Genomic DNA, 24,753 nt, shown 5'->3' with positions numbered 1-24,753 from the left:
TTGCGATGATCGCACCGCCACCTGGTTATCAGGATGTAGCGGGTCCGCTGCGCATCGTGTCTCTGGGCGGTGGGACCGGGCTGTCAGGTTTGCTCCACGGCCTGAAAGAATATGCACGCCGCGGTCAAGTGGATATCACAGCGATCGTAACCGTGACGGATGATGGCGGCTCCTCCGGCCGCCTGCGGCGCGAGTTCGATATTCTACCTCCCGGGGACATTCGCAATTGCATGGTCGCCTTGAGTGAGGATGAAGCTCTGCTCGGCAAGCTTTTTCAATACCGCTTTTCCTCGGGAAAGGGATTGAAAGGGCATAGCTTCGGCAATCTCTTTCTGACGGCACTGACGCATGTCACCGGAGACTTTCCGCGTGCGGTAAAGGTGTCGAGCGAAGTGCTGGCGATCTACGGACGCATCTATCCCTCCACCAATCAGAATGTGGGCTTGCGCGCCACGATGGAGGACAACTCTGTCATTGAGGGCGAGACGAAGATCAGCAAGAGCCGCAAGCGGATTCGCCGCCTGGAACTGATTCCGAATAAGGTCAGACCCTTACGTGATGCGATCGAGGCAATCGCCGCCGCGGATCTCATTACGATGGGGCCTGGCAGTCTCTATACGAGCGTGATTCCGAATCTTTTAGTGGACGGCATTGCTTCGGCGATTCGCCGGGCGCAGGCGACCAAGGCGTACTTTGCCAATCTGATGTGGCAACCTTGGGAGACGATGCAGTTCTCGGCGTCAGATCACCTGAAGGCGATTTTCTCCCATGGAGGGAAGGGGACTGTTGATCGGGTCATCTTGAATACGCGGCCTCTGAGCGGCGCGCAGCGGCGACGCTACGCGGCAGAGAAAGTTTTCCCCGTCGAGATGGATTCTCCGCGAATCGAAGAGATGGGTGTGCAGGTGGTGGGCCGTTCGTTGTTGGCTCGCAGCGAGAAAGTGCGGCATGATGCAGACGCCATCGCGGCTGTCGCATTGGAATTGGCAATTGAAGCGCGTGTGCGCCGGATCAATCTTCGAGGGAAATGATATGCAAACGGAATTGAGCGCCATCGTGCTGGCGGCAGGGCTAGGGACTCGGATGAAGAGCCGCAAGGCGAAGGTACTTCATGAAGCCGGTGGCCAGGCTCTGGTGGAACACGTTCTGGATGCTGCCGGAACGACTGTGCCCGCGGATCGCATTACGGTGGTTGTCGGGCATCAGGCGGAACAAGTCCGTGCGTTACTCGCTCCCCGGGGTTGTCATTTCGTGATGCAGACGGAGCAGCGGGGGACCGGGCACGCGGTGGCGATGTGCCGTGGTGTGGCGCCAGAGAATGGTTGGACACTTCTGCTTTATGGGGATTGCCCCTTGCTGACCTCACAGACCATTGCGCGCCTGGTAGCGGCCCAGCAACGAAGCGGAGCGGCTGCGACGTTGATCACCACAGTCCTCGACGACCCGCATGGCTACGGGCGGATCCTGCGCGCAGAAGACGGCAGTGTAGCGGCGATTGTCGAACAGAAGGCAGCGACTCCAGAGCAGCTGCAGATCCGCGAGATCAATTCCGGTATCTATTGCATCGATAGCGAATTGCTCTGGCGGCACATTGCAGAAATCGAGCCCAATCCCGCGTCTGGCGAAATTTATCTCACCGACATCGTTGAGATTCTCCGCCGGGCCGGTAAGCGTGTCGAGGCGCTGGTGCTGGAGGATGCGAGCGAGATCCTCGGGATCAATCAGCGCTTAGAACTGGCGGAGGCGGATCGCATTCTGCGTGCCCGCAAGACGAAGCAATTGATGCTGGATGGCGTTACTATTTTTCAGCCAGAAACGGTAGCCATTGATGCGAAGGTCGAGATCGGACAGGACTCCGTGATCGCCGCCTTTACACAGATCCTCGGCAAGACAAAGATCGGTGCCGATTGTACGGTTGGGGCCGGCACGGTGATTCGGGATAGTGTGATTGCCGATGGAGTGACGATCGGAGAGTACTGCTTTGTCGGTACTTCTGTCGTGGAGACTGGTGCGCAGATCGGACCCTTCAGCCGTTTGCGGCTGGAGAACCATGTCGGAGCTGGGGCGCAGATCGGCAATTTTGTGGAGTTAAAGAAAACGCGATTTGGCGCTGGGGCGAAGGCGATGCATCTGGCCTATCTGGGCGACAGCCTGGTGGGTGCAGGTGTCAACATTGGCGCCGGGACGATCACCTGCAATTTTGATGGTGCCAATAAGCACACCACGGAGATTGGGGATGGGGTCTTTGTGGGGAGTAATTCTACCCTCGTTGCGCCGGTCAAGTTAGAGGCCGATAGCTACATTGGCGCCGGAAGCGTCATTACCGATCCTGTGCCGGGAGACACGCTTGCGCTGGGCCGCAGCCGTCAAGTGAACAAGGCGGGCTGGGTCCAGCGCAAGCGGGCACAGAAGCCGTCGAAGGACTGATTCTCAGAGCACCAGAATGGGGTGGTAGAGGTTCGGCAGCTTTTGTTCGCCGATCGCGATCACGTCGCCTTCTCGGTTCATCGCTTTGACGTACTTGGTGCTTTGGGTGATGCGGAAGGGCGAAGTGCGGAAGTCGCGGCCTTGGCGGATTTGTGATTCCGTTAGCGTGTCGACGGTCTCGGAAGGGAAATTCGGCAGCAGCCTCTCGCCGCGCAACATCGCCTCGGGAAAGCGTCCCTCTTTTGCCATAGATTCCAATTGTTCGAGTGTGAACGCATCGGCAATCGCGAATTCGCCGCTGAGTGTGCGCCGCAGCTCCTGCACATAGGCGCCACAGCCGAGCGCTTGGCCGAGCTCATGGGCAATCGACCGGACGTAGGTGCCGGCGGAGCACTCGAGACGGATCTGTAGGTCCGGGCCTTCCACCTGATCGATCTCGAGGAGATAAACCTCTACCGGAACTGCTTTTAATTCGACCGGCTTCTGTTGCCGCGCCAATTTGTAGGCCGGCACTCCGTTGATCTTCTTTGCGGAAACCGCGGGGGGCATCTGTTCGAGTGGACCACGAAAGGATGCGAGGAGTGGCTCAATCGTGCTGCGATCGAGGGTCACATCGACGTGCTCGCCAACCTGTTCCCCATCACGATCATAGGAATCGGTGGCATGGCCAAAGCGCACGACGGCCGAGTAGGCCTTACGGTCTTTCGTATAGAACTGCGAGAGCCGGGTTGCTTTTCCAACCACGAGAGGGAGGACGCCGGTTGCCAGCGGGTCCAGGGTTCCGAGGTGTCCGACCTTCTTGGTCCCGGCGATCCGGCGGAGCTTATTCACTGCATCGTGCGAAGTCCAGCCCGTCGGTTTGTCGAGCACGACGACTCCGCATAGAGTTTCAATCAGAGTTTCCAACTTACTTCTATTTTCCTTTTATCCCGACTGCATCGCGAGCCGCGATACCATCAAATTTCATGTCAGATAGGCTTTATCTTTCGATCTGGATCGAGAACCACACGGCGTTGAGTATGCATCGCCAGTTCTCCATCGCCCTTAGAAAATTTCCCTTTTCTACGCAGGCGCCTCAGGTGTATTTCCGCGTGTCCGCTGTCGACCCGGCCGAGCCTGCGCTGCAGGAGGAGGTCTTCAAAATGCCGGAACAATTTGAGGATCTCACGGATGCTCTCGAACGTTGGCGGTCTTCGGATGTCTCGTTTGAGGTGGAAGGGTATTGGGACCTTTGGCAGCAATTGCCGGAAGGCTGGCGCCTGCAACCCTCGCGCGTGAATCTGTTCTTCTACGGACCAGCTTTTCCGTCGGAGTTGGGCGAGGGAATCCGAGCCGAACTCGGTGTTGAGGCGACGTTTCTGCCGCAAGCCTGGAATGCCGGGGAACTGCACTACTACCAATCCAATATCAAGAGTTTGTTGCGCTTGGCTGCAGACTGGACACAGTCCTTGAAGGTGAAAGAACGGCGACTCTGGAGCGAGTCTGGAGATGATTTCAGTGCTCGCTTGAAGATGGTGGGAGAGTCGCCGTCGCAGCGCCAGAATTAGCGAATCGAGAGCGGAATTTCTCCTGGGCTCCAGTAGACACCGAAGCTTGCAAAGAAGGAGCTCCGATTGAAGTTATTGGTGCTGCTTTGGAGGAACTTACGATTGCCGGCCGTCGCGGTAAAAAAGAAACCACCCGAAATGCGGCGGCTGGCCGATCCGCTTGCCATGATCGTCTCAAAGCTCTGGTGATCGCCAACAACGCTCGAGAGCCGGGAGTAACCGACACTTGCTCCTAGCGTCGCAACCCGAAGTCCGGTATAGCCATAGTTCGCACTACCGGAGAGATTCCTTGAAGTATTGATGATGCCGTTGCCTGGGGAGACAAAAAGCCTGCCATTCAGCGACAAGTTACTGCGCCGATTTAGGCTCATCGAGAGCGTTGCGCTTCCGCTTGGCATGTAAGAGATGCCGTAATAGACCTCTTGTGTGGTGCTAAATCCGATGAGGGCGGCAATGACGGGGTCAATTGCGACGGTGCGGAGGCCTAGCGATTCCAGCCGGGTGGCGCCGCCCGACAAATTCAACGTCATGCCAGAACGCAGGATGGTTGAGTAGCCGCCGTAAAAGCCGTTGCCGTAGGAGTCGCCAAAATTGCGGGTGTAGTTGTAAAAGAAGAATTGATAACCGGCGTAGATCGTCTGACGTCGGCTCAAGCGGTAAGCCGCATTTGCCCCGGCATTGGCGCCGTTGAAGCCGAATAAAACGCCTCCCGTGCGGCGTGTGATGAATCCACTTCCAACTACGCCGAAGGACAATCGGGCGGAACGCTGGATTGTGTAGCCCAAACCCACATTGCCGTAGTAAAAGCGATTGTCGAAGAGTTCGTTGGTGGGAACGGTATAACCCGCAGAGTTACCATCGATCGTACCGGCCAGGATGGGTACACCAATGGGACGGTTGGTGGTGCCGGCCGAAGTATTGATCGAGAACTGAGAGCGTCGGGTGAGTTGTGTCCCATAGAACAAAGAAAGAGACTGATCTGTGCCGTTAAATAGTTTTTGTGTGGACTGGTGATAGCCGCCCTGATAATTCAAACCAAGTTGACTGCGCCGGAAGCGCTTCACCCCATAGGCACCAATCACGCCATCGACACCCTTGGCCGTCCGGCTGATGACGGAGCCATCCGGATTGATTTGAAACCCAGTCAGGCCGCTATCAAAAGTTGCAGTGATACCCGCATAGAAGCGGATTCCAAGATCGCCACCCGCGCGCGCTCCTGTGTTAGAACCGACTCCGCGTCCAAGTACGGCAGGTCCGCCGAAGCCGCCGTAGCCACCAGAATTCATTCCACCACTGCCCATTCCTGATCCAAGCTGACCCAGAGCTTGCATGGAAAAAGTACCAGCTAAGAGCGTTGTCGTACAGAGAAGTTTGATTGATTGCAACATGTTAGAGGTGTGTGTGAACGGGTCGCCTTCACCCTGCAAGTGTGACGCGTGTGTCGGAGCAAGTCAAGTTACCTCAAGGGGTATGAGCTGTCTGGCAAAGCCGGTTCTGGTCTGTGCTGCGCGCCCGCATTATCCTGTTGGAATGGGAGCGCGGCGTTGGCTTGTCAGTGGCAGAGTGCAGGGTGTGGGATTTCGGAATTATGTGCAGAAACACGCCCTAAAGAATGGCCTCTCCGGCTATGCAAAGAATCTGGAGGATGGCAGCGTGGAGGTGCATGCCGTGGGAGAGGATACTGCTTTGCAGATCCTGTCCGGGTATGTGCGGCGGGGGCCAATGTTGGCCGATGTCCGGACGGTGGATGAGCAAGTGGCCGAGCACGTTCGCTACGATGGTTTTCACATCCGATGAATGATTTGAAAAACCTGATCCGCGAAGTCGCGGATTTCCCCAAGCCCGGGATCAACTTTTATGACATCACGACGCTCCTCAAGGATCGTAGTGGGCTCAAGCTGACGCTTGATGCTTTGAAGGAGCGCTACAAAGGTTCCCAGATCGATACGGTGATCGGGATCGAAGCCCGTGGCTTCTTTTTTGCTCCTGCCGTTGCCTACGCTCTCGGCGCTGGTTTTGTGCCGGTGCGCAAGAAAGGCAAGCTTCCCCACCAAACCACCTGCGTGGAATATGCGCTTGAATACGGCACGGACAAATTGGAGATTCATACAGACGCCATTCAAGCCGGCGAGCGGGTTCTGATTCTGGACGATGTGCTGGCTACTGGCGGTACTGCCAAAGCGGTTGCGGATATGGTGGCCCAGCTTGGGGGAAATCTGGTCGGACTCAGCTTTGTGATCGAACTCGATTTTCTGAAGGGCCGCGACAAGCTCGCCGGTCATGACGTCTTCAGCTTGTTGCATTACTAATGCCCATCGTTCCTGCCTTCGCCAAGATCAACCTCGGCCTGAAGGTTGTCCACAAGCGCGATGACGGTTTCCACGAAATCGCAACGCTGTTTCAAAGCATTTCGCTGTCCGATGATTTGACGATTGAGGCAGCGCTTGCTCCTACCACGAACATTTCCGTCTGCTGCGATGTGCCGATTCCTGGGAGGGAAGAAGACAATCTGGCCTACCGGGCCGCGCTGCTTGTTTTGGAGCAGTTCGGCCTTAGGGCCCAGATCTCGATCCATATTGCGAAGCGGATTCCGATGGGCGGAGGCTTGGGCGGTGGCTCGACGGACGCGGCGGCTGTGCTGCTCGCCTTGCCTGCGCTGCTGGGCGTCCACGGCGACCTGTCTGCAGCCGCGGCTGCTCTGGGCTCCGATGTGCCGTTCTTCTTGCAAGGGGGCACCTGCGAGGCCTCCGGTCGCGGTGAGATCCTGACTGCGCTGCCAGATCCGCCACCGAGCTACGGCGTGCTCATTGCCCCCGGACTTCATGTTTCTACCCCCGATGCTTACCGGTCTTTGCAGCGGCCGCGCGCAGATGAATTGACACAGGGGCAGAGGGACGCGATAATGGTGAGGTTTCGCGCTCTCGTGCGTAGTGTGCACTTGAGTCAGCCGCCCGCAGTTTGGGCGAGCGATTGCGAAAACGACTTTGAGCCCGTAGCGTTCACTCAGCACGCACAGCTTGAGAAGCTTCTTGAAGCAATCTCGGCGACGGGAGCCCAACCGGCAAGAATGTCTGGTAGTGGCTCCACGCTGTTTGGACTCTATGCGACTGCGGAAGCTGCGGCAGCAGCAGAAGCTCAGCTCAAGGCCGATACATCGGGGCACGTGCCGGCGATTCGAGTGGAGAAATTCCAGACGATCAGCCGCCACCATTACGAGCGTGCCTGGCATACAGCTTTATCATCCATAACGGATGGCGCGAGTTGGCCGCCCCGGTCATAGTTTTGTGCGAAGTAGTATCTCGAAAACACTCAGCGTCATGCGTTTCGACCGAATCAAAATCCTTACCGGCAATGCGAACCCCGCGCTCGCACAAGAAATCTGCGCGCATCTCGATGTAGAGCTTGCACGGACCTCCGTCAAGACCTTCGCTGATGGCGAAACCTGGATCCAGGTGCACGAGAACGTGCGCGGATCCGACGTCTTCGTTGTCCAGCCCACCTGCACTCCCGTCAACCACCACCTGATGGAATTGCTGTTGATCATCGATGCGCTGAAGCGCGCCTCGGCAGACCGGATCACCGCCGTATTCCCCTATTTCGGTTATGCTCGCCAGGACCGTAAGGATCAGCCGCGCGTACCGATTTCGGCACGTCTGGTGGCGAATCTCGTCGAGCGTGCTGGCGCCGACCGCGTGCTGGCTCTCGATCTCCACGCCGCACAAATCCAAGGCTTCTTCGACATCCAGGTGGACCATCTTTTTGTCACCCCGGTGATGCTCGATCACTTTAAAGAAACCCCTATCGACAAGTTGACCGTGGTCTCTCCCGATGCCGGTGGCGTTGAGCGCGCGCGGGCTTTTGCCAAGCGTCTGCAGGCTCCGCTTGCCATCATCGACAAGCGCCGCGACGGCCCCAACGTCGCCGAGGTGATGAACATCATTGGCGAGGTGGAAGGGCGCAACTGCCTTCTGGTGGACGATCTCATTGACACGGCCGGAACGCTTGTGAAGGGCGCTGAAGCGCTCGCCAAGCGTGGGGCCCTTTCGATTCAGGCTTGTGCCTCGCATGGTGTCCTCAGCGGCCCGGCGGTGCAGCGCATTACGGATTCGCCGTATCTGCAACAAGTCATCATTACCAACAGCATTCCTTTGAGTCCGGAGGCAGCGCGGTGTGGAAAGATCCGCGTGCTCTCCGTGGCCAAGCTTCTCGCTCGGGCCATTGACTCCATCCATGGCGAAACATCGATCAGCGTACTTTTTGAGTAAGCGACAGAACTATAAGTAGAGGCAGAATCACATGCGCAAAGACATTACCCTCGTAGCCGAACCCCGCGAAACCCGTGGCAAGAACGCAGCGCGCCGCCTGCGCGTCGAGGACAAGAGCCCGGCTGTGCTTTACGGCACGGGCGGCGATCCGGTGGCTCTCACCGTCAGTCCGAAGGAAGTGGCCAAAATCCTGTTGAGCTCCTCGGGCTACAACACGATCTTCAATCTCGATATCCAGGGCTCCATCAGTCCCGTGATTGTGATCGATTGGCAGACGCACCCGATCAAGGGCAACCTGTTGCATTGCGACCTGAAGCGCGTCGATCTCACCAAGAAGATGACTGTCACCGTGCCGGTGCTCACTACGGGCGATCCGGTGGGCGTCAAGCTCCAGGGGGGCCATTACGAACTCATCAACCGCGACATCCAGATCGAAGTATTGCCGGATGAAATCCCCGAGAAGTTCACCTTGGATGCCTCGCCGCTGAACCTCAATGGCAGCCTGCGCGCCAAGGACGTACCGCTCACTGGTTCGATGCGCCTGTTGTCTGATCCGGAACTCGTTCTGTCCCACGTCGTCGCGCTGAAGGAAGAAGCTGCTGCTGCCGAAGGCGCTGCTGCTGAGCCGGAAGTGGCGAAGAAGGGCAAGAAGGAAGACCCGGCTGCGAAGGCCGCTCCTGCTGCCAAGGCTGCGAAGGCCCCGGCCGCTAAGGCGCCGGCTGCCAAGAAGAAGTAGTTTTTCCTGTGCGCTCCTGGCTCATCGTCGGTCTGGGCAATCCTGGCCCCGAATACGACTGGACGCCGCACAATGTTGGTTTTTTGGCCGTAGACCGTTTTGCGCAGCGAAATGGTCTACGAGTCTCCCGGCCTGAGTGCCAGTCGCTGGTGGGCGTAGGAGACGTGAAGGGTGACCGCGTCATTGTCGCCAAGCCGTTGACCTTCATGAATGTGAGTGGCGCTGCTGTCCGGCAGCTACTCGACAAGTATGAGTTGGAGGCGGCGAATCTGATTGTTGTTTATGACGAGCTCGCACTTGAGTGGGGTAACCTGCGATTGAGACCGCGAGGCTCGGCCGGCGGACACAACGGGATGAAATCGATCATCTCCGCCGTTCGTACGGAAGAATTCACCAGAGTCCGGCTTGGCATCAATCCGGGCTCCCCGCTTGGCGGCGGACCCATCGTATTGGGTGAAAAAGCCAAGCATTACGTGCTGGCGGGTATTCCCAAAAGCATGCGTGCTGCTGTGGATCTTTGGCTGGACGATGCCTCGTCTGCCATCGAAACCATAATTGCCGAAGGCGTCGAAAAGGCCATGACGAGCTTCAATCGTCGCGCCCCAGGCTTAAAAGAAGAGGAAAAATGAGTCTCAGACTTTACGAAGAACTGTTTATCGTAAAACCCGACTCGACCGACGAGTTGGTCGATCCCATCATCGAAGCGATGACTGCCCTGATTGAGAAGGATGGCGGCAAAGTGCAATCTGCTGAAAAGTGGGGCACTCGCAAGCTGGCTTATCAGGTAGGCCGTTACCGCGAAGGCTATTACATTCTGCTGAAGTTCGAAGCCAGCGGCGTAACGATCAAGGAGATCGAGCGTCGTCTGCGTGTGAACGATCTGGTCATCAAGTACCTCACTGTGCGTCTCGACGAAGAGATGAAGTGGGTGGAGAAGCGCAAGAAGCGTCGCGAGAAGCGGGCCGCCCGCAAGCCGCAAGTGGTGGCCATGCCGGCTGCTCCTGCTGCCGCTCCGGCCGCGCCGCAACTTCCTTCCGAGCCTTCTGCTCCGGCGCCTGGCAAGCCGACCGATGGTGCGCCAGCACCTGCGGCTCCTGTCGCACCCGTGGTAGAAACCCCCGCCGCTGAAGCCACCCCGGCTCCGGCCGCTGAATAGCGCGAAAGCAGAAAAGGAGAACCTGAACCATGGCTGAAGGAAGAGGAGGCCGCCCGATTGCGGCTTCAATGCGCCCCACCGGTGGGGACAAGGCGAATATTGTTAGCAAAAAGCAGTATTTCCGCCGGAAGAAAGTCTGCCGCTTCTCTGTTGAGAAGATCGACTACATCGATTACAAGGACATCAATCTGCTCCGCCAGTATGTGTCCGAGCGCGGCAAAATCGTACCTCGCCGCTTGACCGGCACCAGCACGCAGTTTCAGCGCCGTCTGGCTGTCGCCATCAAGCGCGCCCGCAACATCGCGTTGCTCCCGTTTGCGACGCGGGAAGGAGAAAAGTAAATGGAAGTCATTCTCCGCGAAGACGTTGAGAAGCTCGGTTCGCGTGGACAGGTAGTCAAGGTCAAGGACGGCTTTGCCCGCAACTATCTGCTGCCCCGCCGCATCGCGATCACTGCCAACGAAGGCAACAAGAAGATCGTCGAGCAGGAACGCCAGAGCTGGCTGCGCAAGGAAGCAAAGATCAAGGTCGATGCTGAAGGCCAGGCCCAACTGCTCAATGGCATCACGCTCGAGTTTGCCCGCAAGGCTGGTGAAGAAGATCATCTCTTTGGATCCGTCACTTCTGGCGACATTGAAGAAGGCCTCACCAAGAAGGGCTTCAATGTGGACAAGAAGAAGATTCGCCTGGAAGAGCCGATCAAGGTTCTGGGCGAGCACAAGGTCATCATCCATCTCTACAAGGACGTGGATGCTGAGATTACTGTCAACGTAGTCAAGGAAGCTTAAGAGGATAGCGATGGCGTCATATTTTGATCTCACCGGACAGACAGCGATTGTAACTGGAGCCGCAGCGGGCATTGGCGAAGTAATCGCCCGCCGCCTGGCCAACAGTGGCGCGACCGTTGTTATCGCCGACCTGAATGTTACGGCTGGCTCAGAAGTTGCCGCCTCGCTTCCGAATCATTCCTTCGCACTTTCGCTCGATGTCGCATCGAGCGAAAGCTGCGAAAAGTTGATTGCCGACACGATTGCCCGTACAGGACGTGTCGACATTCTTGTGAACAACGCCGGGGTGGCCGGGAAGGCCGCGCCGATCTGGGAACAGACCAATGACGATTGGGCCCTTTGCGTTTCTGTGAATCTGAACGGACCTTTTTATCTCTGCCGCGCGGTTCTGCCTCACATGCGAGAGCGTAAGTACGGCCGCATCGTGAACATTGCTTCGATTGCCGGCAAAGAAGGCAACCCAAATATGAGTGCATACTCGGCCACCAAGGCTGGCCTCATTGGGTTTACGAAATCTCTTGGAAAAGAAGTGGCGCAGGAAGGCATCTGCGCTAACTGCGTGACGCCCGCCGTTGTTCGCACGAAGATGCTGGAGCAACTGACGCCGGCGCAAGTCGACTACATGACACAGCGCATCCCAATGCGCCGTACCGGAGAGCCGGAAGAGATTGCCGCTGTGGTGCATTTTCTCGCGAGTCCGGACGCCTCCTTTGTCACCGCCCAAACCTATGATGCCTCCGGTGGCCGGGCAACCTACTAATGCCAATCCAACCCTCCGCCTATGCTCAGACGCCTGTCTCCACTTTGCTCGATGAAGTGGGCAAGGGCCGCATTGGTTTTGACCAGCGCCTGATTGCCGCGATTGTGGCGCGTCCCGAAGAATCGGTCGAGGCGCTGGTTGCCTATGGCAGCAAGCCCGCGGAAGGAGCGCGTCTTGAGATCGATGCCGATATTCTGAATCTGCTCGCCCATCTGCCTGGGGCTCCGGCCATCGATTACATCGCGACGCTGCTCCGGGAAGGCTTCACCGAATTGCCTTCGAGCATGGTCAAGATTGCCCGTGAAGCTGGTGCCGGTGCGATCGAACCCTTGATCAACGCCTATCGAGCGCTGGAAGAAGACGCGAGCGGCGAAGTGGCCTTTTTGCTGGCTGGTCTCGGCGTGCATGACCAGCGCATCTTTGACATCATCCTCGAACGTCTCGACTTTGACATGGAAGATGGCGCCATCCTGCTGGGTCTCTATGGCGATAAGGCTGGCATTGCACCGCTTGAGAAGCTGCTTGCCGAAGTGGGGAAGAATCGCGAGATCGAGTTTGCCCTGGAACAGTTGAAGCACATCGCTCCTGAGATCCCTGAGCCCGAGATCGATTTCCTGGAGGACTACGCCGCAACTGCTGGTCCTGAATTTGAAGTCCTTGACGACGATGAGATTGTAGAATTCGCGACTTCGCATGAAGACGAAGCGGTGCGTCTAGCGGCTCTCGATGTTCTTGAAGATCTGGAGCTTCCTGAGACGGCCGTGACGCCGTTGATGGCCCTTGCCGCCGGTAGCGATACCATTGCGGTTCGTGCTGCGGCATTCCGTGCCTTGGCCCGGTTGAATCAGATTGCCGAAGTCCGTTCGGTGGCGGAAGCGACTCTTGAAGACAGCCATGCGCCTGCGGCTCTGCGGGCGGCGAGTCTGATTACCTTGTTGCCGGATAGTGTTCCAGCAAAGAAGCTGCGGACTTATGTCGAAGAGTTTCTGGCGAATCCCAGCTCACGCGCCGATGGGGTCCATGCAATGTGGCGCTCGCGCGAAGCGAGCTACAACACGCGCTTTGGTGCTTTCCTTGAGGATCCGGATCTGGCCGTGCGTCGCCAGGCGATTCGTGGGGCGGGCGTTTGTGGCGATGTCACCGCGATTGGCAAGCTGCGGGATCTGATGCTGGACGATGATGTGCGCAAGGATGCGATCTTTGCTTACTCGATGGCCGTACCGAGCGACGTATCGCCGAGCCGGATGCGTAGCCTTTTCAAGCGAATTGAAAAGGAAGCCGGCGGCTTGAATCACGACGAGACCACTGCTGTTGCGATTGCTCTCGACATGCGTCTTGAAGCCGACGGCAAAGAGGCGATCTTCCTCAGTGAGGTGGAAGATGCTGATGAGCACGAAGGTCATCAACACGACTAAAACAATTCCAGCCGGAATTGTTTGAACATTCACGCGGTTGCGATCTGGCTGTAAAGGACACCGTGCAGCCTGGAAGCGATAGGGATTGGGCCTGACGTTGCGCCTTTCTTCCCTGTCGACGATGGAACCGGATGGTGTACGGCAGACGTCTCGAAAGATGATGGACCTGAGATCTGTGGAGAGCCAGGACTTGTTCACGCAACGGCTGTTTGCGCTGCCGGTCTCCCAGACTGGAGTCGCGAGATGCGTGTAGCGTTTTTTACAGATTCCTTTCATGAGATCAATGGTGTTGCCCACACCAGCCGCAATCTCGATGCCTTTGCGCGCCGTAGAAACCTCCCTTTTCTCAGTGTTCATGCCGGTGCCACGACAGAGCTTCGTCGCACCGGGAATCATCTCGAGTTGAGTCTCAAGCGCACTGTGCTCGGCATTCCGCTGGATAACAATATGAGTTTCGACCTGTTCTTTGCGCGGCACTGGCGGCGCACGATGCAGGCATTCCGGGACTTTCAGCCGGACGTGGTCCACATCACCGGTCCGAGCGATGTGGGGATTCTTGGCGCGGTGGCCGCAAAGCACATGGGCGTTCCAATTCTCGCCAGTTGGCACACCAACCTGCACGAGTACGCGGGCACCCGTCTCGGGAGCATCGTAGGCGCTTTTCTGGGTGAAAGCTCGCGCTCGAAGCTGGAGCAGTTCGCAGAGAGCAAAGCCCTTGATGCCTTAAGTCTGTACTACCGCATGGGGCGACTTTTACTGGCGCCCAATGAAGAACTACGCAGGATGCTCGAACAGAAGACTGGCCGTCCGTGTCAGCTCATGCACCGTGGCGTCGAGCGTGACCTCTTTCATCCGTTGCGACGCACGCGCCGGGACGCCACGCTCGTCTTGGGGTTCTGTGGCCGTTTGCGTCCTGAGAAGAACGTACGGCTGCTGGTGAAGCTGGAAGAGATGCTGCTCGCCGAAGGAGTGACGAACTACAAGTTCCTGATCGTTGGCGATGGCAGCGAGCGAGAGTGGCTGCGGCAGAATCTGAAGTCGGTCGAATTGCCGGGCGTGCTGCGCGGCGAGCAACTGGCGGAAGCCTACGCGAATATGGACGTCTTTCTCTTTCCGAGCTGGACCGACACCTTCGGCAATGTGATCCTCGAGTCGCTTGCCTGCGGTACCCCCTGCGTTGTCAATACCGGAGGCGGGCCGAAGTTCCTGGTTGAGAATGAGGTCACGGGCATGATCGCTTCGAGCGATGCGAAGTTCGTCGCTGCCGCTGCATCACTTGCCCGGAATCCCGAGCATCGTTTCCGCCTGCGCGAGGGGGCGCTCCAATCGAAGTTTGTGCAGAGCTGGGATGAGGTCTTCGAGCGGCTCTACCGGTCCTACTCCGAGTGCGCAGCGAGGACGACGCTTTCAACCGCAATCCGGCAGCCTGAAGTGGTTTGACCTTCGAGCGGCGTCGCTGGATTGATCCTCTGTGGGCTTTGTAAGTCGTAGCGCTTCCACCCGGGCGTGAGCGTGAATTCGCCGATATCCACTCCTGCATTGCGTAGCGAGAGTTCGCACGTACCGATCGTAAATAGCGTGATGCCTACTTGATCGCCGCCGTCCGCCTCTAAGGCGACTGAAAAGGATGGCTCCATCCAGCGCATGCCGTTTTCCGCTTTGAGCCAGCCGCGGTCGCCGCTTTCCGGCGGGTCAAAGTGGAGTCCGGGCCGGCGAATCGCGAAGCTCTTCTCGTGATCGAGCTTGGCGATTGCATCCACTTCTTCATTCTGTAAAAGTCGAATCCCTCGCGGATCCAGGTGCACAAAGCGAGCTTGCCGCGATTGGCGGAGGCGATCGATCTGTTTCCAATCGAGGAAATGCTGGCGGTGCCAGAGTACTTCAAATGAATCGGAAATGGCCCGGCTTTCTTCTGGTGCGAGATAGACGTTGCGGACTCCAATAACGCGAAACGGCGAGTCCCGCCAGCCCAGGCTATAGAGGCCCATGCTGAGACCAGAGACGACAACAGGCCGCTCCGGGTCCAGTTGGGCCTGCTGGCTGGCCAACTCGATCACGGAACGGAAGCGGGTGGATTCTGCGACATTTTTCTGTAGCTTCGGGTAACTGACCCGCAGTTCAGCACTGAGTAAGAGCAGTCCAAGTCCGAGCGCAACCGCCCCCAGGGATTCCGATTGCTCTGCTGCCTTGCGAAAAACAAGAGCAAGCAACAGGACGCATCCGGCAAGGGGTACAAACAGATAGTATCCGTTCTGGATGTTGGGCAAGCTGCAGTAGACCAGCACTGTCGAAAGGAGTGCAAAGGGCAGGGCAGTGAGTCGAATTCTAGAAGGCCAGCAGGCCAGCGCGGCGAGTCCCAGAAATGCGAGCCAGAAGAGCCAACTCTGCGGTGTCGCGAGCTGAAAGTAGTGCAGCAGGTTGTGGAGCCACTCCTGTGGTCCCAAGGAAATCTGGTAGGTGTGATTCGCCAGACTGCGGCCTGCCCATCGATGTCCCAGGAAGAAGAGAATTGAGATCCCTGCCATCACGCGCCAGTAGGCCTTACGCAGGATGGGCCAGCCGTCCATCGCCAAGAGATAAAAAGGAATCAGCAGGCAAAGCTCGTGTACGAGGAGGGAGAGACAGAAGACTGGTAACAACCACTTCGGACGATCATGGAGCCAGAGAGCCAGGCCGATGGCCAAGGCCTGCATCGTCTGATTCAACGCGGCTGGCCACAGTTGTGCTTTCTCCAGCGCCGGATTCAAGTACCAGATCGCGATACAGAGCAGTGCGCTTGGCAACGGCAGGCGCAAGAGCTTGACCCAGATCCAGACATTCAGAAGGCTCAGCACTGCCCAGAGGATTCGCATCGGAAGAGGATCGAATCCAAAGAAGTGTGCTGAGAGCAGATAGGGGAGGCGTTCGCTGAGTGTCCTCACGGTTCCTTGCGCCATAGGGGCAAACAGCAGAGTGCTCAGGCCGTCGCCTTGGAGCAAACGGCTATTGAGATTGAGCCAGGCAAAGTCATCCTGCACATAGCCGGCGTGGAGACCGAACCAGAATAAGATACCCAGCGATACCAGGCTTGCAATGGAAACAAGCGCATCTTTCCAGGGAATTAGTCGGCGCAAGTGAATTTGGCCCCCCCGAAATAGAGATAGAGCTTACGACGGTCTCCGGGAAGGTCTGGGGGAATGCCTTGGACTTGAAATTGAAAGCGAGTTGCGTTGGCTTGCAGGGTGAGAGGCATCTCCACGGACTCTGTGTGGGTGATCTCGAGACGGGACAGTGAATTGGGGCCGGTCAGCTCCATCTGGATGCGGTGTTGGTTGGGTGTGAGCAGAACTTCGTTTGCCGCAAAGTAAAGCGCTCCGCTGAGAGCATGGCCCTCCGGGCAACTGTTTTGGATCTCGAGGACTCCCTGGCGTTGGAGCCAGCGATCTTCTCCGTCCGTGGTCTCCGGCGGAAAAGCACCGGAAAGAAAGCGAAGCTGATAGGGAGGCTCGTTCTTTTCGGTGGCGCCTAAGATACTGAGGGATGGCCGGAGACAAGTTGAGAATGCGACAACTAAAAAGAGATGGACTGCAGCTTTCAAGAAGGGCGAGGAACGCTCCACAGTTGGGACTCCAGGATTCTAACTGTAGGACGCCGCAATTGATCTTATCCTAACTTATGATCTTTTGTCTTGCATAAGTAAGAAATAGATCGAGTTGATCCTGGGATATTTCTTCGCGATCGAGTGCCAATAGATCGCGTCCCGCCGCATTCCGAAAGAGCCATTTGGAATATTTGGGGACAAATTCAAGACTTCGGATCTCCTCCCAGGCGACCCACCGGGTTTCCCATCTGGAGTGAGTCTCTACTCCGAATTCATTGGCTCGAATCCGCTTGGTCGCCCGCAGGCTCATCCCATAGAGCAGCAGAAGCAGATACGCGACCCCAGCCCAAGCCATCGGAATGCGCAGCAACAGGTTGCCACCCCGATCCAGTGCGGCGAAGGCGACCATGGCGAGGGCGGCGAGGGAGAATGCTCGCCAGAGGGACTCTCTTGCCGACGGGCCGGGCCGCAATTCTACGACCCAACCTGTGCCCGGAAGTGTCTTCTGCGTGCTTTGCCAACCCTGCGCGGTCCAGGTTTGTAGTGACCCCATTGGAAGAAAGAAAAGGATGGCTAGCGTCAGGAACGCAAAAAATGCAGTGAGCGTCCAGGCGATCGGCAAATACCAGAGGTTCAATTTTCCATAGACGAGTCTTTCCCCGGGCTGCGTTGGGTTCTCAAGGACGGTGACGTGTTCCTGGAGGGAGTAAAGCGAGGCGGGTGTGACTGGCACTTGAATCGGCGTCTTGTCTACGAGGAGAAGCTCCACATGCGTGGGGTTGCTGGTGCTCACCACGACTGCCGGAATGCGCTTCCACTCGCGGAGCACCTGGATGACTGGTTGTGCCTCCTGCATTCCCATCCAGAGGGAAGATCCAGTGGCCCAAAGACAGCCGGCCAGGAGAAAAACTTTCAGATTTCGAATCATCTCGCTTGAAAAAGACTACGGCCCCAGACGGAATCGCGTCTGGAGCCGCTCTTGGGTTGCATGGGAAAACTCTAGTCTGCCTTGGCCGGGGAAGCCGGCGCGCTTGGGGTGCTCTCGCTGCTCTTCGCCGGAGTTGTCTCGCTCTTGGTCTCCGTCTTTGACTCGCTTTTCGACTCTGTAGCGCTAGACGAACTCGATGATGAGGAGGAACCGCCCTTCTTATAATCGGTTACATACCAGCCGGTCCCTTTCAAGTGAAACGAAGGTGTACTCATCAGACGGCTGACATGTCCCTTGCCCTTGGTGGGGCACTCCAGGCTCGCACTCTGCCCGCAGTTCGTATAGGGTTCATCACTGAACTTCTGAATCGCATCAAAGGTCTTACCGCAATCCGCACAGCGGTACTCGTAAATCGGCATATTCCTATTTTCGCAGCTTATCGGCGCAATGCCGCATCGGGATTGATGCCGGCCATGGTCTTGTTGCCGTTCACGAGCTCGATCGCCTTCTTCATCAGGAGGTCTTCCTTGGGCTTCTCGGCCGGGGGGGCATTCGGGATGCCATCGCCGTCCGGATCCTCATCGCCGCCGATAGTGGCGTCGAGCATCGGATAATTCGGGGTCACACCCGTGTCCTGGATCGCTTTGCCATTCGGCGCGTAATATTTGGCGACACTCAGGATCACCGCGCTACCGTCGTCGAGAGACAGAGCCTTCCGGATGGACGCATCGCCATAGGTGCGCTCTCCCACCAAGTCCGCACGCTTATTCTCCAGCAGTGCGGCGGCAAAGACCTCAGCCGCAGTGGCTGTGCCGCGATTGACAATCAGGACCACCGGCAACTTCCAGATCTGCTTGTCAGCTTCCGCGGTGAAATTCACATTGTCGCTACGCTGGCCTTTGACACTGCCAATGGCTCCCTTATCGAGAAACCATTGCGCGATCTCAACTCCATCGGCAGGTTCGCCGGTGGCACAATTCCGAAGATCGATAATCAGCTTCTTGGCGCCCTTTGCGATGGCTGTATCAAGACCTTTCTTGACAGAATCCTTCAGCGAGCCTTGGAGCGACTGCACCACAAAGGTGGCAACGCCATCGGGGCCGAGCGTGAGTACTGGAGTGGGATAGCTGATCTTGGCGCGTGTGAGGGTGACTTTCTCGGGCTCCGGCTTGCGGCTGCGCAGGACCTGGATCTCAACCGTAGTGCCCTCGTCGCCCATTAAGAGCATCTCGGCGAAGGCCAACGGCATGTCGCGGCTGGAAATCCCCTTGATGGTCTCGAGCATATCGCCGGTGTTGAAGCCTGCTTTGTCGGCTGGGGAACCAGGAATGGAATCCACCACGCTGACGTATCCAAAGCGGCGGCTCAGGATGAGACCGACATTCGCTTTGGTGGCCCCCTTGGTGGCCTGATATTGCTTGAACTGATCGGCGTTCAGATAGCTGGCAAAGGGGTCAATCGATTCCAGAAGGCCATTCAATGCTCCGAGCGTGACATTCTTCATGTCGGGCTCTTCGACGTAGTCGCTCTTAATGCGCGTGATCACTTCGCTGAAAACACCGAAGTGCTTGTAAGGATCGTCGCTGTTGTTCGCGCTACGACCAAGCTTGACGCCCACCAGCAGCAGTAGGACTGCGGCCAGTGAGGAAGAAACGAAAAGAAATTGAAAACGCCGATTCATAGTGTTTGGCTATCTCCGCAACCTAATGTTATCAGACGGGAGCAAAATGCTTTCGTTTCAACAGCCTATTCACTTAAACCTCGAAATTCCGGCCATTTTCGCTCCCACCGCCCGGGCGTAGTCGAGTGGATTCAATAAGATCTGCATGCCACGTTGGCCGGGAGAAATGCTGATCTGGTCGAAGAGTTGCGCCAGCTCATCGAGGAGCACCGGGTATTCTTTCCTGGCGGCGAGCGCCGTGACGCCGCCCCGGATGTAGCCTGTGAGCGGCAGTACTTCCTTGAGCGCAACCGGTTCGACCTTTCTGTCTCCTGTTGCGCGAGCCAGGGCCTTGAGATCGAGTTCGGTATTGGCAGGGATTACCGCCATCGAGACGCCGTGGACATCGCCGCGTACAACGAGGGTCTTGAAGACCTGCTCTTCAGGAAATTGGATCTTTGCTGCGACGGATTCCGCGCTCAAGTCGCTCTCATCCACTTCGTATTCACGCACTTCATAGCGGATGCCCAACTGGTCCAGCAGCCGCATCGCATTTGTTTTTGCCGCCACACTTCAGTCTAAAGTAGTGCATATGCGCAAACGTGTGCGACGCTCCCAGAGAGTCTGGTCCGCCTGATGCAACCCGACGTAGCGACCGCATTGAAGTCTCTTTTTCTTGTGGTCTTCACGCTGCTTCCGATCATCAATCCTATTGGTTTGGCTCCGATCTATCTGGGGATGACGGCCGGTTGGCCGGAGCAGGCACGGACTTCGATGGCTCGCCGGATTGGACTCAATACACTGATCCTCCTGGTGGCGGCGACTTTCCTCGGGTCGCTGATTCTCCGTTTCTTTGGGCTCTCCCTGGATGCGGTCCGTATCGGAGGCGGCTTGCTTGTGGCCAGCACGGGCTGGCGATTGCTCCGAAGCGAGGCGGCACCGGCACACGAGAATCTGGCGAGCGAACCCACCGATGAGATCATCTCCAGCCGCGCGTTCTACCCGTTGACCTTTCCTCTGACCTGTGGTCCCGGATCGATCTCGGTGGCGATCACATTGGGCGCCGGAATCTTCTCAGACGGTACCATCCTTGATTTCTCAGCGCTGATCACCGTGCTGGGGCTGCTTCTGGTTTCTGGCGTGGTGTATCTCTGCTATCGCTCCGCACCCCGGCTGGTGCGGCTGATCGGGGAAACCGGCAGTGTGGTGATGCTCCGGCTCTCGGCGTTTATTCTGCTCTGTCTTGGCGTGCAGATTCTTCTCGATGCGGGCTTCAAGATTCTCAAGGGCCACTAGCGCCATATTTCGATACACTGGCGTTGATGTTTCGCCTTGCCCTTGTCAGTCTCAGCGCTTTGCTCCTGTCCGCGCAAAGCAATCCGCACATCGAAGCGGCGATGAAAAAGATGATTGCCGAACAAGAAGTCCCCGGCACGGTGACCTTAGTCGCGAGCAAAACGAAGGTCACTCATCTCCAAGCCTTGGGGCAGGCCGGACCTGACAACACAGGGCCGATGAGGACGGACAGTATCTTCTGGATTGCTTCGATGACAAAACCCATCACGGGCACCGCCATTTTGATGCTCCAGGATGAAGGCAAACTCTCTGTCGACGATCTGGTCAGCAAGCACCTGCCTGAGTTTGCCGCGCTGAAAACGCCATCGGGCCAAGCCGCCAATCTGACGCTCAAGCAACTGCTGACCCATAGCTCCGGTTTGGCGGAACCAACGGCGGCAGAAGCGGCCGCCGCAACGAAACTCGCGGAATTGATGCCTGCGATTCTGAGCAAGCCGCTGTTGTTCGAGCCGGGGGCGAAGTGGCAATACTGCCAGTCCGGCATCAATACGCTGGGGCGAATCGTCGAAGTGATTTCAGGAATGCCTTTTGAACAGTTTCTCGCCAAGCGGCTTTTTGAGCCTCTGGGCATGAAGGACACTACCTTTTACATTCGTCCGGACCAGGTGTCCCGGGTTGTGATTCCGGCGCGCAAAGAGAAAGAGGGTCAGTTGGTTCCGGCGAAGGTGAGCTTGCTGCATGGAAAGCCTGCGACGGCGACGGATCGCTATCCCGCCCCCAACGGCGGCCTTTATTCCACGGCTCCCGATTACGCACAGTTTGCCCGGATGATTCTGAATCGCGGAAAGCTCAACGGCAAACGCTATCTGAGTGAGAAGGCTGTGCGCCAGATGACGAGCATCCAGAGCGGCGATTTGAAGACCGGCTTTACGCCGGGCAACGGCTGGGGACTGGCCTGGTGTGTTGTGAAGACCCCGCAGGGTGTGTCTGCGATGCTCAGTCCGGGCACGCACGGCCATGGCGGCGCCTACGGGACCCAGGCCTGGATTGATCCGGTAAAAGGTGTTGCTTACATTCTGATGGTGCAGCGCTCGAACTTTGCCAACAGCGACGATTCGCCCGTACGCCTGGCCTTCCAAACGGCTGCTACTTTGTAACGGCAACCGGCAGAAAGAAAAAGAGAATGCCGAGCATGATGTAGACGCCCAGCAGTAGCACGCCCTCCATCCAATGGCTGACGCCGTCATCGGCCACTTGCGCGGTGATAAAGACGCTCACCACGACGGCGATCACCTCGCTCAGCGTGAAGACAAGATCGAGCGGTTTTGGCGCGATAAAGTAACTCAGCACCACCAGCAGCGGCGCGACAAAAATCGCAATCTGCAGGCTGGAGCCAATCGCGATGGACAGGCTCAGATCCATCCGATTCTTTCGCGCCACCAGGATGGCGGTGGAGTGCTCGGCAGCGTTCCCAACAATGGCGACGACGATAACGCCGACGAAGATACTCGACATCCCCATGCTGGTGGCGGCATGCTCGACGTGGTGGACCAGGATTTCACTGATCACGGCAATGGTGGCCGTCGCCAAGGCCAGGATGCTCAGACTCTTCGGGACACTCCACGCGCTCTCGTGGGATTCTTCTTCGGCTTCGGTGGCAAAGTAGTGCTTATGCGTTCGCAAGCTGAATAGCAGACTCAATCCATAGATCACGAGCAGCAGAATGGAGAATTCGAGACTCAGATCCCGTTCCCGTTCGATCGCGCCCGGGTTGCCCGCAGTCAGATAGTGGAAGGAGGCGGGAAGAATGAGGGAAATCGCAGACAAGGCGAGCAAGGTGGTTTGCGACTTGGCCGCTTGTGCACTGAAACGCTGCTCGCGATACTTCAATCCGCCAGCCAGGATCGAGGCTCCGAGCACCAGCAGCAGGTTGCCGATGATCGATCCGGTGAGCGAGGCCTTGACGACATCGTAAAGCCCGGCGCGCAAGGCGCTGATGGCAATGATCAGTTCGGCGGCATTGCCGAAGGTTGCATTGAGCAAGCCGCCTACGCTGTCATTGGTTTTGGCTGCCAGATGTTCGGTCGCGTGTCCAAGCCAGCCCGCGAGAGGCAGAATGGCGGCACATGCCAAAACGAAAATGACGGTTGAGTTTTGAGAGTGCGTGAAGTGCAGATACATCACGACAGGACTGAGGAGCAGGAGCCAATTCAAGCTTTTGCTGCTTTCTTCCGGCGCTTGGTTGTCTTCTCGGCGGCGACCACTTCTTCTTTCCGGCCCCAGCGAGCCAGCGGATAGAGCCTCCGGTGTCCTGTGCTCAAGTTCTGAATCTCTACACTCACTTTGCCATTGGCATCGCAGTGATAGGTTTCTTCAATCTGGCAGGCGGCGGCGCGTTCACTGTGTTCGACAAATACGGAACTGAGTTCGGCTACATCTTCTAAGGCTGGATCGAAGGGAAAGAGGATCTCGTCCCAGTAACTGATCTCGCCAGCCGGTTGCTCTTCCTCACTAATCCGTGTGGACTCGAGGAAACGGAAATGCCCAACATTGTGTACCGGCTGATAGAGCCGCCTGACGGTGAGCGGGGCTTCGCCGGCGGCAGGGAGCTGCATCCCCCGGCTGAAAATCGGATCAAAGACTACCCGGCTTCCTTGGTCGGCTTCCCGCCAGACACCGAAGTACTGGTGGGCGTGCTCCCGCAAGGTGTAGCCACTCTGCTGGTCTGCGTGAATGGCGAGTCCGATGGCGGTGGCGGCCCGCATATAGGCGCTTCGCTTGACCTTGCGTCCATACTCCTCGCGGAGTTGGCGTGAGATAAGAGGGAGTTCGCTTCCTCCGCCAGTGACATACACGGCCTCGATCGTTTCCAGGCCGCCGGCCAGTTGTAGCAGGTCGTTGGTGGCGTGCATGGTCTCTGCCACTAAGGGCCAGGCGCGTTCATAATAGTCGGCTACTGCGAGGCGGGCGGTCCAACCCTCGCCTTCAATCTCGATCTTTCTTGTATTGGGGTGCAGGGCTTCTTTCTTTTCGCGGCAGGCCTCGACCAGGGAGAACCATTGTTGTTGGTCAAAGTCACTGGCCTCTTTGGCAATCGATTCCAGTGCCATCTCGGCCAGCACGAGATCAAACTCGTCTCCGCCCAAGGTGGCGATGCCCTCGCTCCACAGGACGCTTCGCTCCGTCTCGGTCATGGCCACGATCGACGCATCGAAAGTGCCGCCGCCCAGGTCATAAACGAGGATTTTGTCCTTTGTCATCTTGTTACGGTGACCGAACTCAATGGCTGCGGCAGAAGGCTCATTCAGCATGGCCAGAACCTGGAATCCGGCCAGACGAAATGCTTCCGCCGTCAGGAAGCGCTGGTTCGAGTTCGCATGGGCCGGGACCCCGAGAATCACCTCCAGCTCTTCTCCCGGTGGGATCTCCATGCTGGAAGAACTCAATAGGGCGTGCTTCAAGGCGGAGGCCAATTCGCGATAGATCTCCAGGGCAGGGAAGCGTTGGGCTCCGACGCGGATCGCCGTGTTGGGCCCGCTGTCACTGAGAAGGCGTTTCAAGCTTCGTACAAAAATCCAGCCTGTTTCGGCCTGCCGCATCCAGGCATCCCAGCCGTAGGCACGGGCGCCGCTGCCATCTTCAGCAAATGCGGCAAGAGCCGGGAACCAATCCCGGCTCGCTCCATCGGCACAATCAAATGAGGCTAACGGATAATTCCCCCGGTCAACCCAAGAAACCACGATCCTGGTTGTTCCGAAATCAACTCCGAGCCGCAAAGCTAGTGTTGCTCCATAGTCTTCATCATACGGTGGAGAACAACTCCTTAGGCGGCAATGGAATGTTCATAGCCAGTCGTGGAGCGCCGATCCGCCGCCTCCTGGCATTTGAGGCAGCGCTTGGCCCAAGGGAGGGCGACCAATCGCCGTTCGGCAATCGGCTCCTCGCAGTCGATGCAGATCCCATAGACACCTTCTTCCACCCGGTCGAGCGCATCCAGGATTTCTTTCACAATGTCGGAGCAGAGGTTCATGCGGGCTGCTTCGAGATCCCGTTCGACAATGTTCCGGGTCAATTCTGCTTCTTCCGCAACATTTTCGATTGTCAGTCCATCACGGCTGCGCAGTGAATTCCGATTCGCTTCCAGATGGCTGAGTAAGATATTTTTTGTGTTCATGGGAGAGTTCCTTTCCTTTTG

28 protein-coding genes are annotated in these 24,753 nt (G+C 57.5%); 17 read left to right on the top strand and 11 right to left on the bottom strand.

The genetic code is table 11. From position 1 onward, the window contains the following. The first annotated feature begins 5 nt into the window (after positions 1-5). Together M017_RS0124930 and glmU are read left to right on the top strand one after the other, a co-directional pair. The gene (locus M017_RS0124930) at positions 6-1,031 is read left to right on the top strand and encodes a gluconeogenesis factor YvcK family protein (protein ID WP_051670850.1); all 1,026 of its coding nucleotides are present in this window, start codon (positions 6-8) and stop codon (positions 1,029-1,031) included. Position 1,032: 1 nt separating this feature from the next. After that, a complete protein-coding gene (gene glmU, locus M017_RS0124925) occupies positions 1,033-2,427 on the top strand; it encodes a bifunctional UDP-N-acetylglucosamine diphosphorylase/glucosamine-1-phosphate N-acetyltransferase GlmU (protein ID WP_031500968.1) in 1,395 nt (464 codons plus the stop codon). A 3-nt stretch (positions 2,428-2,430) separates the two neighbouring features. Here glmU and truB read toward each other — a convergent pair whose 3' ends face one another. After that, complete coding sequence (gene truB / locus M017_RS0124920; protein ID WP_080508155.1) at positions 2,431-3,333, bottom strand: tRNA pseudouridine(55) synthase TruB; 903 nt, start codon at positions 3,331-3,333, stop codon at positions 2,431-2,433. A gap of 59 nt (positions 3,334-3,392) precedes the next feature. Here truB and M017_RS0124915 point away from each other — a divergent pair, with 59 nt between their 5' ends. Next, positions 3,393-3,974 carry a hypothetical protein gene (locus M017_RS0124915; RefSeq protein ID WP_155121618.1) on the top strand — a complete coding sequence of 194 codons (582 nt, stop codon included), beginning with the start codon at positions 3,393-3,395 and terminating at the stop codon, positions 3,972-3,974. Here the strand turns inward: M017_RS0124915 and M017_RS0124910 are convergent. Then, on the bottom strand, positions 3,971-5,305 hold the full coding sequence (locus M017_RS0124910) for a hypothetical protein (RefSeq protein ID WP_155121617.1): 1,335 nt from the start codon (positions 5,303-5,305) through the stop codon (positions 3,971-3,973). The genes M017_RS0124915 and M017_RS0124910 overlap by 4 nt on opposite strands. A 199-nt stretch (positions 5,306-5,504) precedes the next feature. Here M017_RS0124910 and M017_RS0124905 point away from each other — a divergent pair, with 199 nt between their 5' ends. The 12 genes from M017_RS0124905 (at position 5,505) to M017_RS0124850 (ending at position 14,534) form a co-directional block, all read left to right on the top strand. Further along, positions 5,505-5,771: an acylphosphatase gene (locus M017_RS0124905; RefSeq protein ID WP_031500963.1), complete on the top strand. Its 267-nt coding sequence runs from the start codon at positions 5,505-5,507 to the stop codon at positions 5,769-5,771. Beyond that, positions 5,768-6,283 (top strand): adenine phosphoribosyltransferase, encoded by a 516-nt coding sequence (locus tag M017_RS0124900; protein ID WP_031500962.1) that lies wholly within the window; start codon positions 5,768-5,770, stop codon positions 6,281-6,283. The genes M017_RS0124905 and M017_RS0124900 overlap by 4 nt, the downstream gene beginning before the upstream one ends. Next, positions 6,283-7,254, top strand: coding sequence for a 4-(cytidine 5'-diphospho)-2-C-methyl-D-erythritol kinase (gene ispE, locus M017_RS0124895; protein ID WP_051670849.1), 972 nt, complete (start codon positions 6,283-6,285; stop codon positions 7,252-7,254). Before M017_RS0124900 ends, ispE begins: the two co-directional genes overlap by 1 nt. 37 nt (positions 7,255-7,291) lie before the next feature. After that, on the top strand, positions 7,292-8,239 hold the full coding sequence (locus M017_RS0124890) for a ribose-phosphate pyrophosphokinase (protein ID WP_031500959.1): 948 nt from the start codon (positions 7,292-7,294) through the stop codon (positions 8,237-8,239). A 31-nt stretch (positions 8,240-8,270) separates the two neighbouring features. After that, entirely contained in the window at positions 8,271-8,975 is a 705-nt protein-coding gene (locus M017_RS0124885) for a 50S ribosomal protein L25 (RefSeq protein ID WP_031500958.1), read from the top strand. A gap of 8 nt (positions 8,976-8,983) precedes the next feature. Next, on the top strand, positions 8,984-9,604 hold the full coding sequence (pth, locus tag M017_RS0124880) for an aminoacyl-tRNA hydrolase (protein WP_031500957.1): 621 nt from the start codon (positions 8,984-8,986) through the stop codon (positions 9,602-9,604). Beyond that, the gene (gene rpsF, locus M017_RS0124875) at positions 9,601-10,131 is read left to right on the top strand and encodes a 30S ribosomal protein S6 (RefSeq protein WP_080508154.1); all 531 of its coding nucleotides are present in this window, start codon (positions 9,601-9,603) and stop codon (positions 10,129-10,131) included. Before pth ends, rpsF begins: the two co-directional genes overlap by 4 nt. 29 nt (positions 10,132-10,160) lie before the next feature. Then, complete coding sequence (gene rpsR, locus M017_RS0124870) at positions 10,161-10,472, top strand: 30S ribosomal protein S18 (RefSeq protein ID WP_031500953.1); 312 nt, start codon at positions 10,161-10,163, stop codon at positions 10,470-10,472. Further along, positions 10,473-10,919: a 50S ribosomal protein L9 gene (gene rplI, locus M017_RS0124865; protein ID WP_031500951.1), complete on the top strand. Its 447-nt coding sequence runs from the start codon at positions 10,473-10,475 to the stop codon at positions 10,917-10,919. Between the two features lie 10 nt (positions 10,920-10,929). Further along, on the top strand, positions 10,930-11,679 hold the full coding sequence (locus M017_RS0124860; RefSeq protein ID WP_031500948.1) for an SDR family NAD(P)-dependent oxidoreductase: 750 nt from the start codon (positions 10,930-10,932) through the stop codon (positions 11,677-11,679). Then, the gene (locus M017_RS0124855) at positions 11,679-13,094 is read left to right on the top strand and encodes a HEAT repeat domain-containing protein (protein ID WP_031500947.1); all 1,416 of its coding nucleotides are present in this window, start codon (positions 11,679-11,681) and stop codon (positions 13,092-13,094) included. Before M017_RS0124860 ends, M017_RS0124855 begins: the two co-directional genes overlap by 1 nt. 243 nt (positions 13,095-13,337) lie before the next feature. Further along, entirely contained in the window at positions 13,338-14,534 is a 1,197-nt protein-coding gene (locus M017_RS0124850) for a glycosyltransferase (RefSeq protein ID WP_051670848.1), read from the top strand. Here the strand turns inward: M017_RS0124850 and M017_RS0124845 are convergent. From M017_RS0124845 to ybaK, 6 genes are all read right to left on the bottom strand, one after another. Further along, positions 14,471-16,207 (bottom strand): hypothetical protein, encoded by a 1,737-nt coding sequence (locus M017_RS0124845; protein WP_031500945.1) that lies wholly within the window; start codon positions 16,205-16,207, stop codon positions 14,471-14,473. The genes M017_RS0124850 and M017_RS0124845 overlap by 64 nt on opposite strands. Further along, on the bottom strand, positions 16,195-16,671 hold the full coding sequence (locus M017_RS0124840; RefSeq protein ID WP_155121616.1) for a hypothetical protein: 477 nt from the start codon (positions 16,669-16,671) through the stop codon (positions 16,195-16,197). Before M017_RS0124840 ends, M017_RS0124845 begins: the two co-directional genes overlap by 13 nt. Positions 16,672-16,741: 70 nt before the next feature. After that, positions 16,742-17,602, bottom strand: a complete 861-nt coding sequence (locus tag M017_RS0124835; RefSeq protein WP_031500943.1) for a hypothetical protein — start codon at positions 17,600-17,602, stop codon at positions 16,742-16,744. A gap of 71 nt (positions 17,603-17,673) precedes the next feature. Then, on the bottom strand, positions 17,674-18,021 hold the full coding sequence (locus M017_RS28960; protein WP_035958828.1) for an FmdB family zinc ribbon protein: 348 nt from the start codon (positions 18,019-18,021) through the stop codon (positions 17,674-17,676). 17 nt (positions 18,022-18,038) lie between these two features. Further along, complete coding sequence (locus M017_RS0124825) at positions 18,039-19,283, bottom strand: S41 family peptidase (RefSeq protein ID WP_051670847.1); 1,245 nt, start codon at positions 19,281-19,283, stop codon at positions 18,039-18,041. 69 nt (positions 19,284-19,352) lie between these two features. Next, entirely contained in the window at positions 19,353-19,811 is a 459-nt protein-coding gene (ybaK, locus tag M017_RS0124820) for a Cys-tRNA(Pro) deacylase (RefSeq protein WP_031500941.1), read from the bottom strand. 111 nt (positions 19,812-19,922) lie between these two features. Here ybaK and M017_RS0124815 point away from each other — a divergent pair, with 111 nt between their 5' ends. After that, positions 19,923-20,558, top strand: a complete 636-nt coding sequence (locus tag M017_RS0124815) for a MarC family protein (protein WP_051670846.1) — start codon at positions 19,923-19,925, stop codon at positions 20,556-20,558. A 26-nt stretch (positions 20,559-20,584) separates the two neighbouring features. Continuing rightward, on the top strand, positions 20,585-21,715 hold the full coding sequence (locus tag M017_RS0124810; protein ID WP_035958824.1) for a serine hydrolase domain-containing protein: 1,131 nt from the start codon (positions 20,585-20,587) through the stop codon (positions 21,713-21,715). Here M017_RS0124810 and cax read toward each other — a convergent pair. The 3 genes from cax to M017_RS0124795 all read right to left on the bottom strand — a co-directional run bounded on the left by cax (position 21,705) and on the right by M017_RS0124795 (position 24,732). After that, the gene (cax, locus tag M017_RS0124805; RefSeq protein WP_031500938.1) at positions 21,705-22,772 is read right to left on the bottom strand and encodes a calcium/proton exchanger; all 1,068 of its coding nucleotides are present in this window, start codon (positions 22,770-22,772) and stop codon (positions 21,705-21,707) included. The two genes, M017_RS0124810 and cax, sit on opposite strands and share 11 nt — an antisense overlap. Further along, positions 22,769-24,298, bottom strand: a complete 1,530-nt coding sequence (locus tag M017_RS0124800; RefSeq protein WP_155121615.1) for an Hsp70 family protein — start codon at positions 24,296-24,298, stop codon at positions 22,769-22,771. Before M017_RS0124800 ends, cax begins: the two co-directional genes overlap by 4 nt. Positions 24,299-24,381: 83 nt before the next feature. Then, complete coding sequence (locus M017_RS0124795; RefSeq protein WP_051670844.1) at positions 24,382-24,732, bottom strand: TraR/DksA family transcriptional regulator; 351 nt, start codon at positions 24,730-24,732, stop codon at positions 24,382-24,384. Positions 24,733-24,753: the final 21 nt, after the last annotated feature.

Origin of the sequence: Bryobacter aggregatus MPL3 (genome assembly GCF_000702445.1) — a bacterium.
Lineage (GTDB): Bacteria > Acidobacteriota > Terriglobia > Bryobacterales > Bryobacteraceae > Bryobacter > Bryobacter aggregatus.
Note: the sequence above shows the minus strand (reverse complement) of the source record. Positions and strands in the feature narration are given on the sequence as shown.

What these genes read in the sequence shown, in the direction of transcription:
- rpsR (WP_031500953.1), top strand. Translation starts at nt 10,161, where the DNA reads ATGGCTGAAGGAAGAGGAGGCCGCCCGATTGCGGCTTCAATGCGCCCC.
- M017_RS0124860 (WP_031500948.1), top strand. Translation starts at nt 10,930, where the DNA reads ATGGCGTCATATTTTGATCTCACCGGACAGACAGCGATTGTAACTGGA.
- M017_RS0124855 (WP_031500947.1), top strand. Translation starts at nt 11,679, where the DNA reads ATGCCAATCCAACCCTCCGCCTATGCTCAGACGCCTGTCTCCACTTTG.
- M017_RS0124900 (WP_031500962.1), top strand. Translation starts at nt 5,768, where the DNA reads ATGAATGATTTGAAAAACCTGATCCGCGAAGTCGCGGATTTCCCCAAG.
- M017_RS28960 (WP_035958828.1), bottom strand. Translation starts at nt 18,021, where the DNA reads ATGCCGATTTACGAGTACCGCTGTGCGGATTGCGGTAAGACCTTTGAT.
- ybaK (WP_031500941.1), bottom strand. Translation starts at nt 19,811, where the DNA reads ATGCGGCTGCTGGACCAGTTGGGCATCCGCTATGAAGTGCGTGAATAC.
- rpsF (WP_080508154.1), top strand. Translation starts at nt 9,601, where the DNA reads ATGAGTCTCAGACTTTACGAAGAACTGTTTATCGTAAAACCCGACTCG.
- M017_RS0124910 (WP_155121617.1), bottom strand. Translation starts at nt 5,305, where the DNA reads ATGCAAGCTCTGGGTCAGCTTGGATCAGGAATGGGCAGTGGTGGAATG.
- M017_RS0124835 (WP_031500943.1), bottom strand. Translation starts at nt 17,602, where the DNA reads ATGATTCGAAATCTGAAAGTTTTTCTCCTGGCCGGCTGTCTTTGGGCC.
- ispE (WP_051670849.1), top strand. Translation starts at nt 6,283, where the DNA reads ATGCCCATCGTTCCTGCCTTCGCCAAGATCAACCTCGGCCTGAAGGTT.
- M017_RS0124795 (WP_051670844.1), bottom strand. Translation starts at nt 24,732, where the DNA reads ATGAACACAAAAAATATCTTACTCAGCCATCTGGAAGCGAATCGGAAT.
- M017_RS0124915 (WP_155121618.1), top strand. Translation starts at nt 3,393, where the DNA reads ATGTCAGATAGGCTTTATCTTTCGATCTGGATCGAGAACCACACGGCG.
- rplI (WP_031500951.1), top strand. Translation starts at nt 10,473, where the DNA reads ATGGAAGTCATTCTCCGCGAAGACGTTGAGAAGCTCGGTTCGCGTGGA.
- M017_RS0124885 (WP_031500958.1), top strand. Translation starts at nt 8,271, where the DNA reads ATGCGCAAAGACATTACCCTCGTAGCCGAACCCCGCGAAACCCGTGGC.
- M017_RS0124810 (WP_035958824.1), top strand. Translation starts at nt 20,585, where the DNA reads ATGTTTCGCCTTGCCCTTGTCAGTCTCAGCGCTTTGCTCCTGTCCGCG.
- M017_RS0124850 (WP_051670848.1), top strand. Translation starts at nt 13,338, where the DNA reads ATGCGTGTAGCGTTTTTTACAGATTCCTTTCATGAGATCAATGGTGTT.
- M017_RS0124890 (WP_031500959.1), top strand. Translation starts at nt 7,292, where the DNA reads ATGCGTTTCGACCGAATCAAAATCCTTACCGGCAATGCGAACCCCGCG.
- M017_RS0124930 (WP_051670850.1), top strand. Translation starts at nt 6, where the DNA reads ATGATCGCACCGCCACCTGGTTATCAGGATGTAGCGGGTCCGCTGCGC.
- glmU (WP_031500968.1), top strand. Translation starts at nt 1,033, where the DNA reads ATGCAAACGGAATTGAGCGCCATCGTGCTGGCGGCAGGGCTAGGGACT.
- M017_RS0124825 (WP_051670847.1), bottom strand. Translation starts at nt 19,283, where the DNA reads ATGAATCGGCGTTTTCAATTTCTTTTCGTTTCTTCCTCACTGGCCGCA.
- M017_RS0124905 (WP_031500963.1), top strand. Translation starts at nt 5,505, where the DNA reads ATGGGAGCGCGGCGTTGGCTTGTCAGTGGCAGAGTGCAGGGTGTGGGA.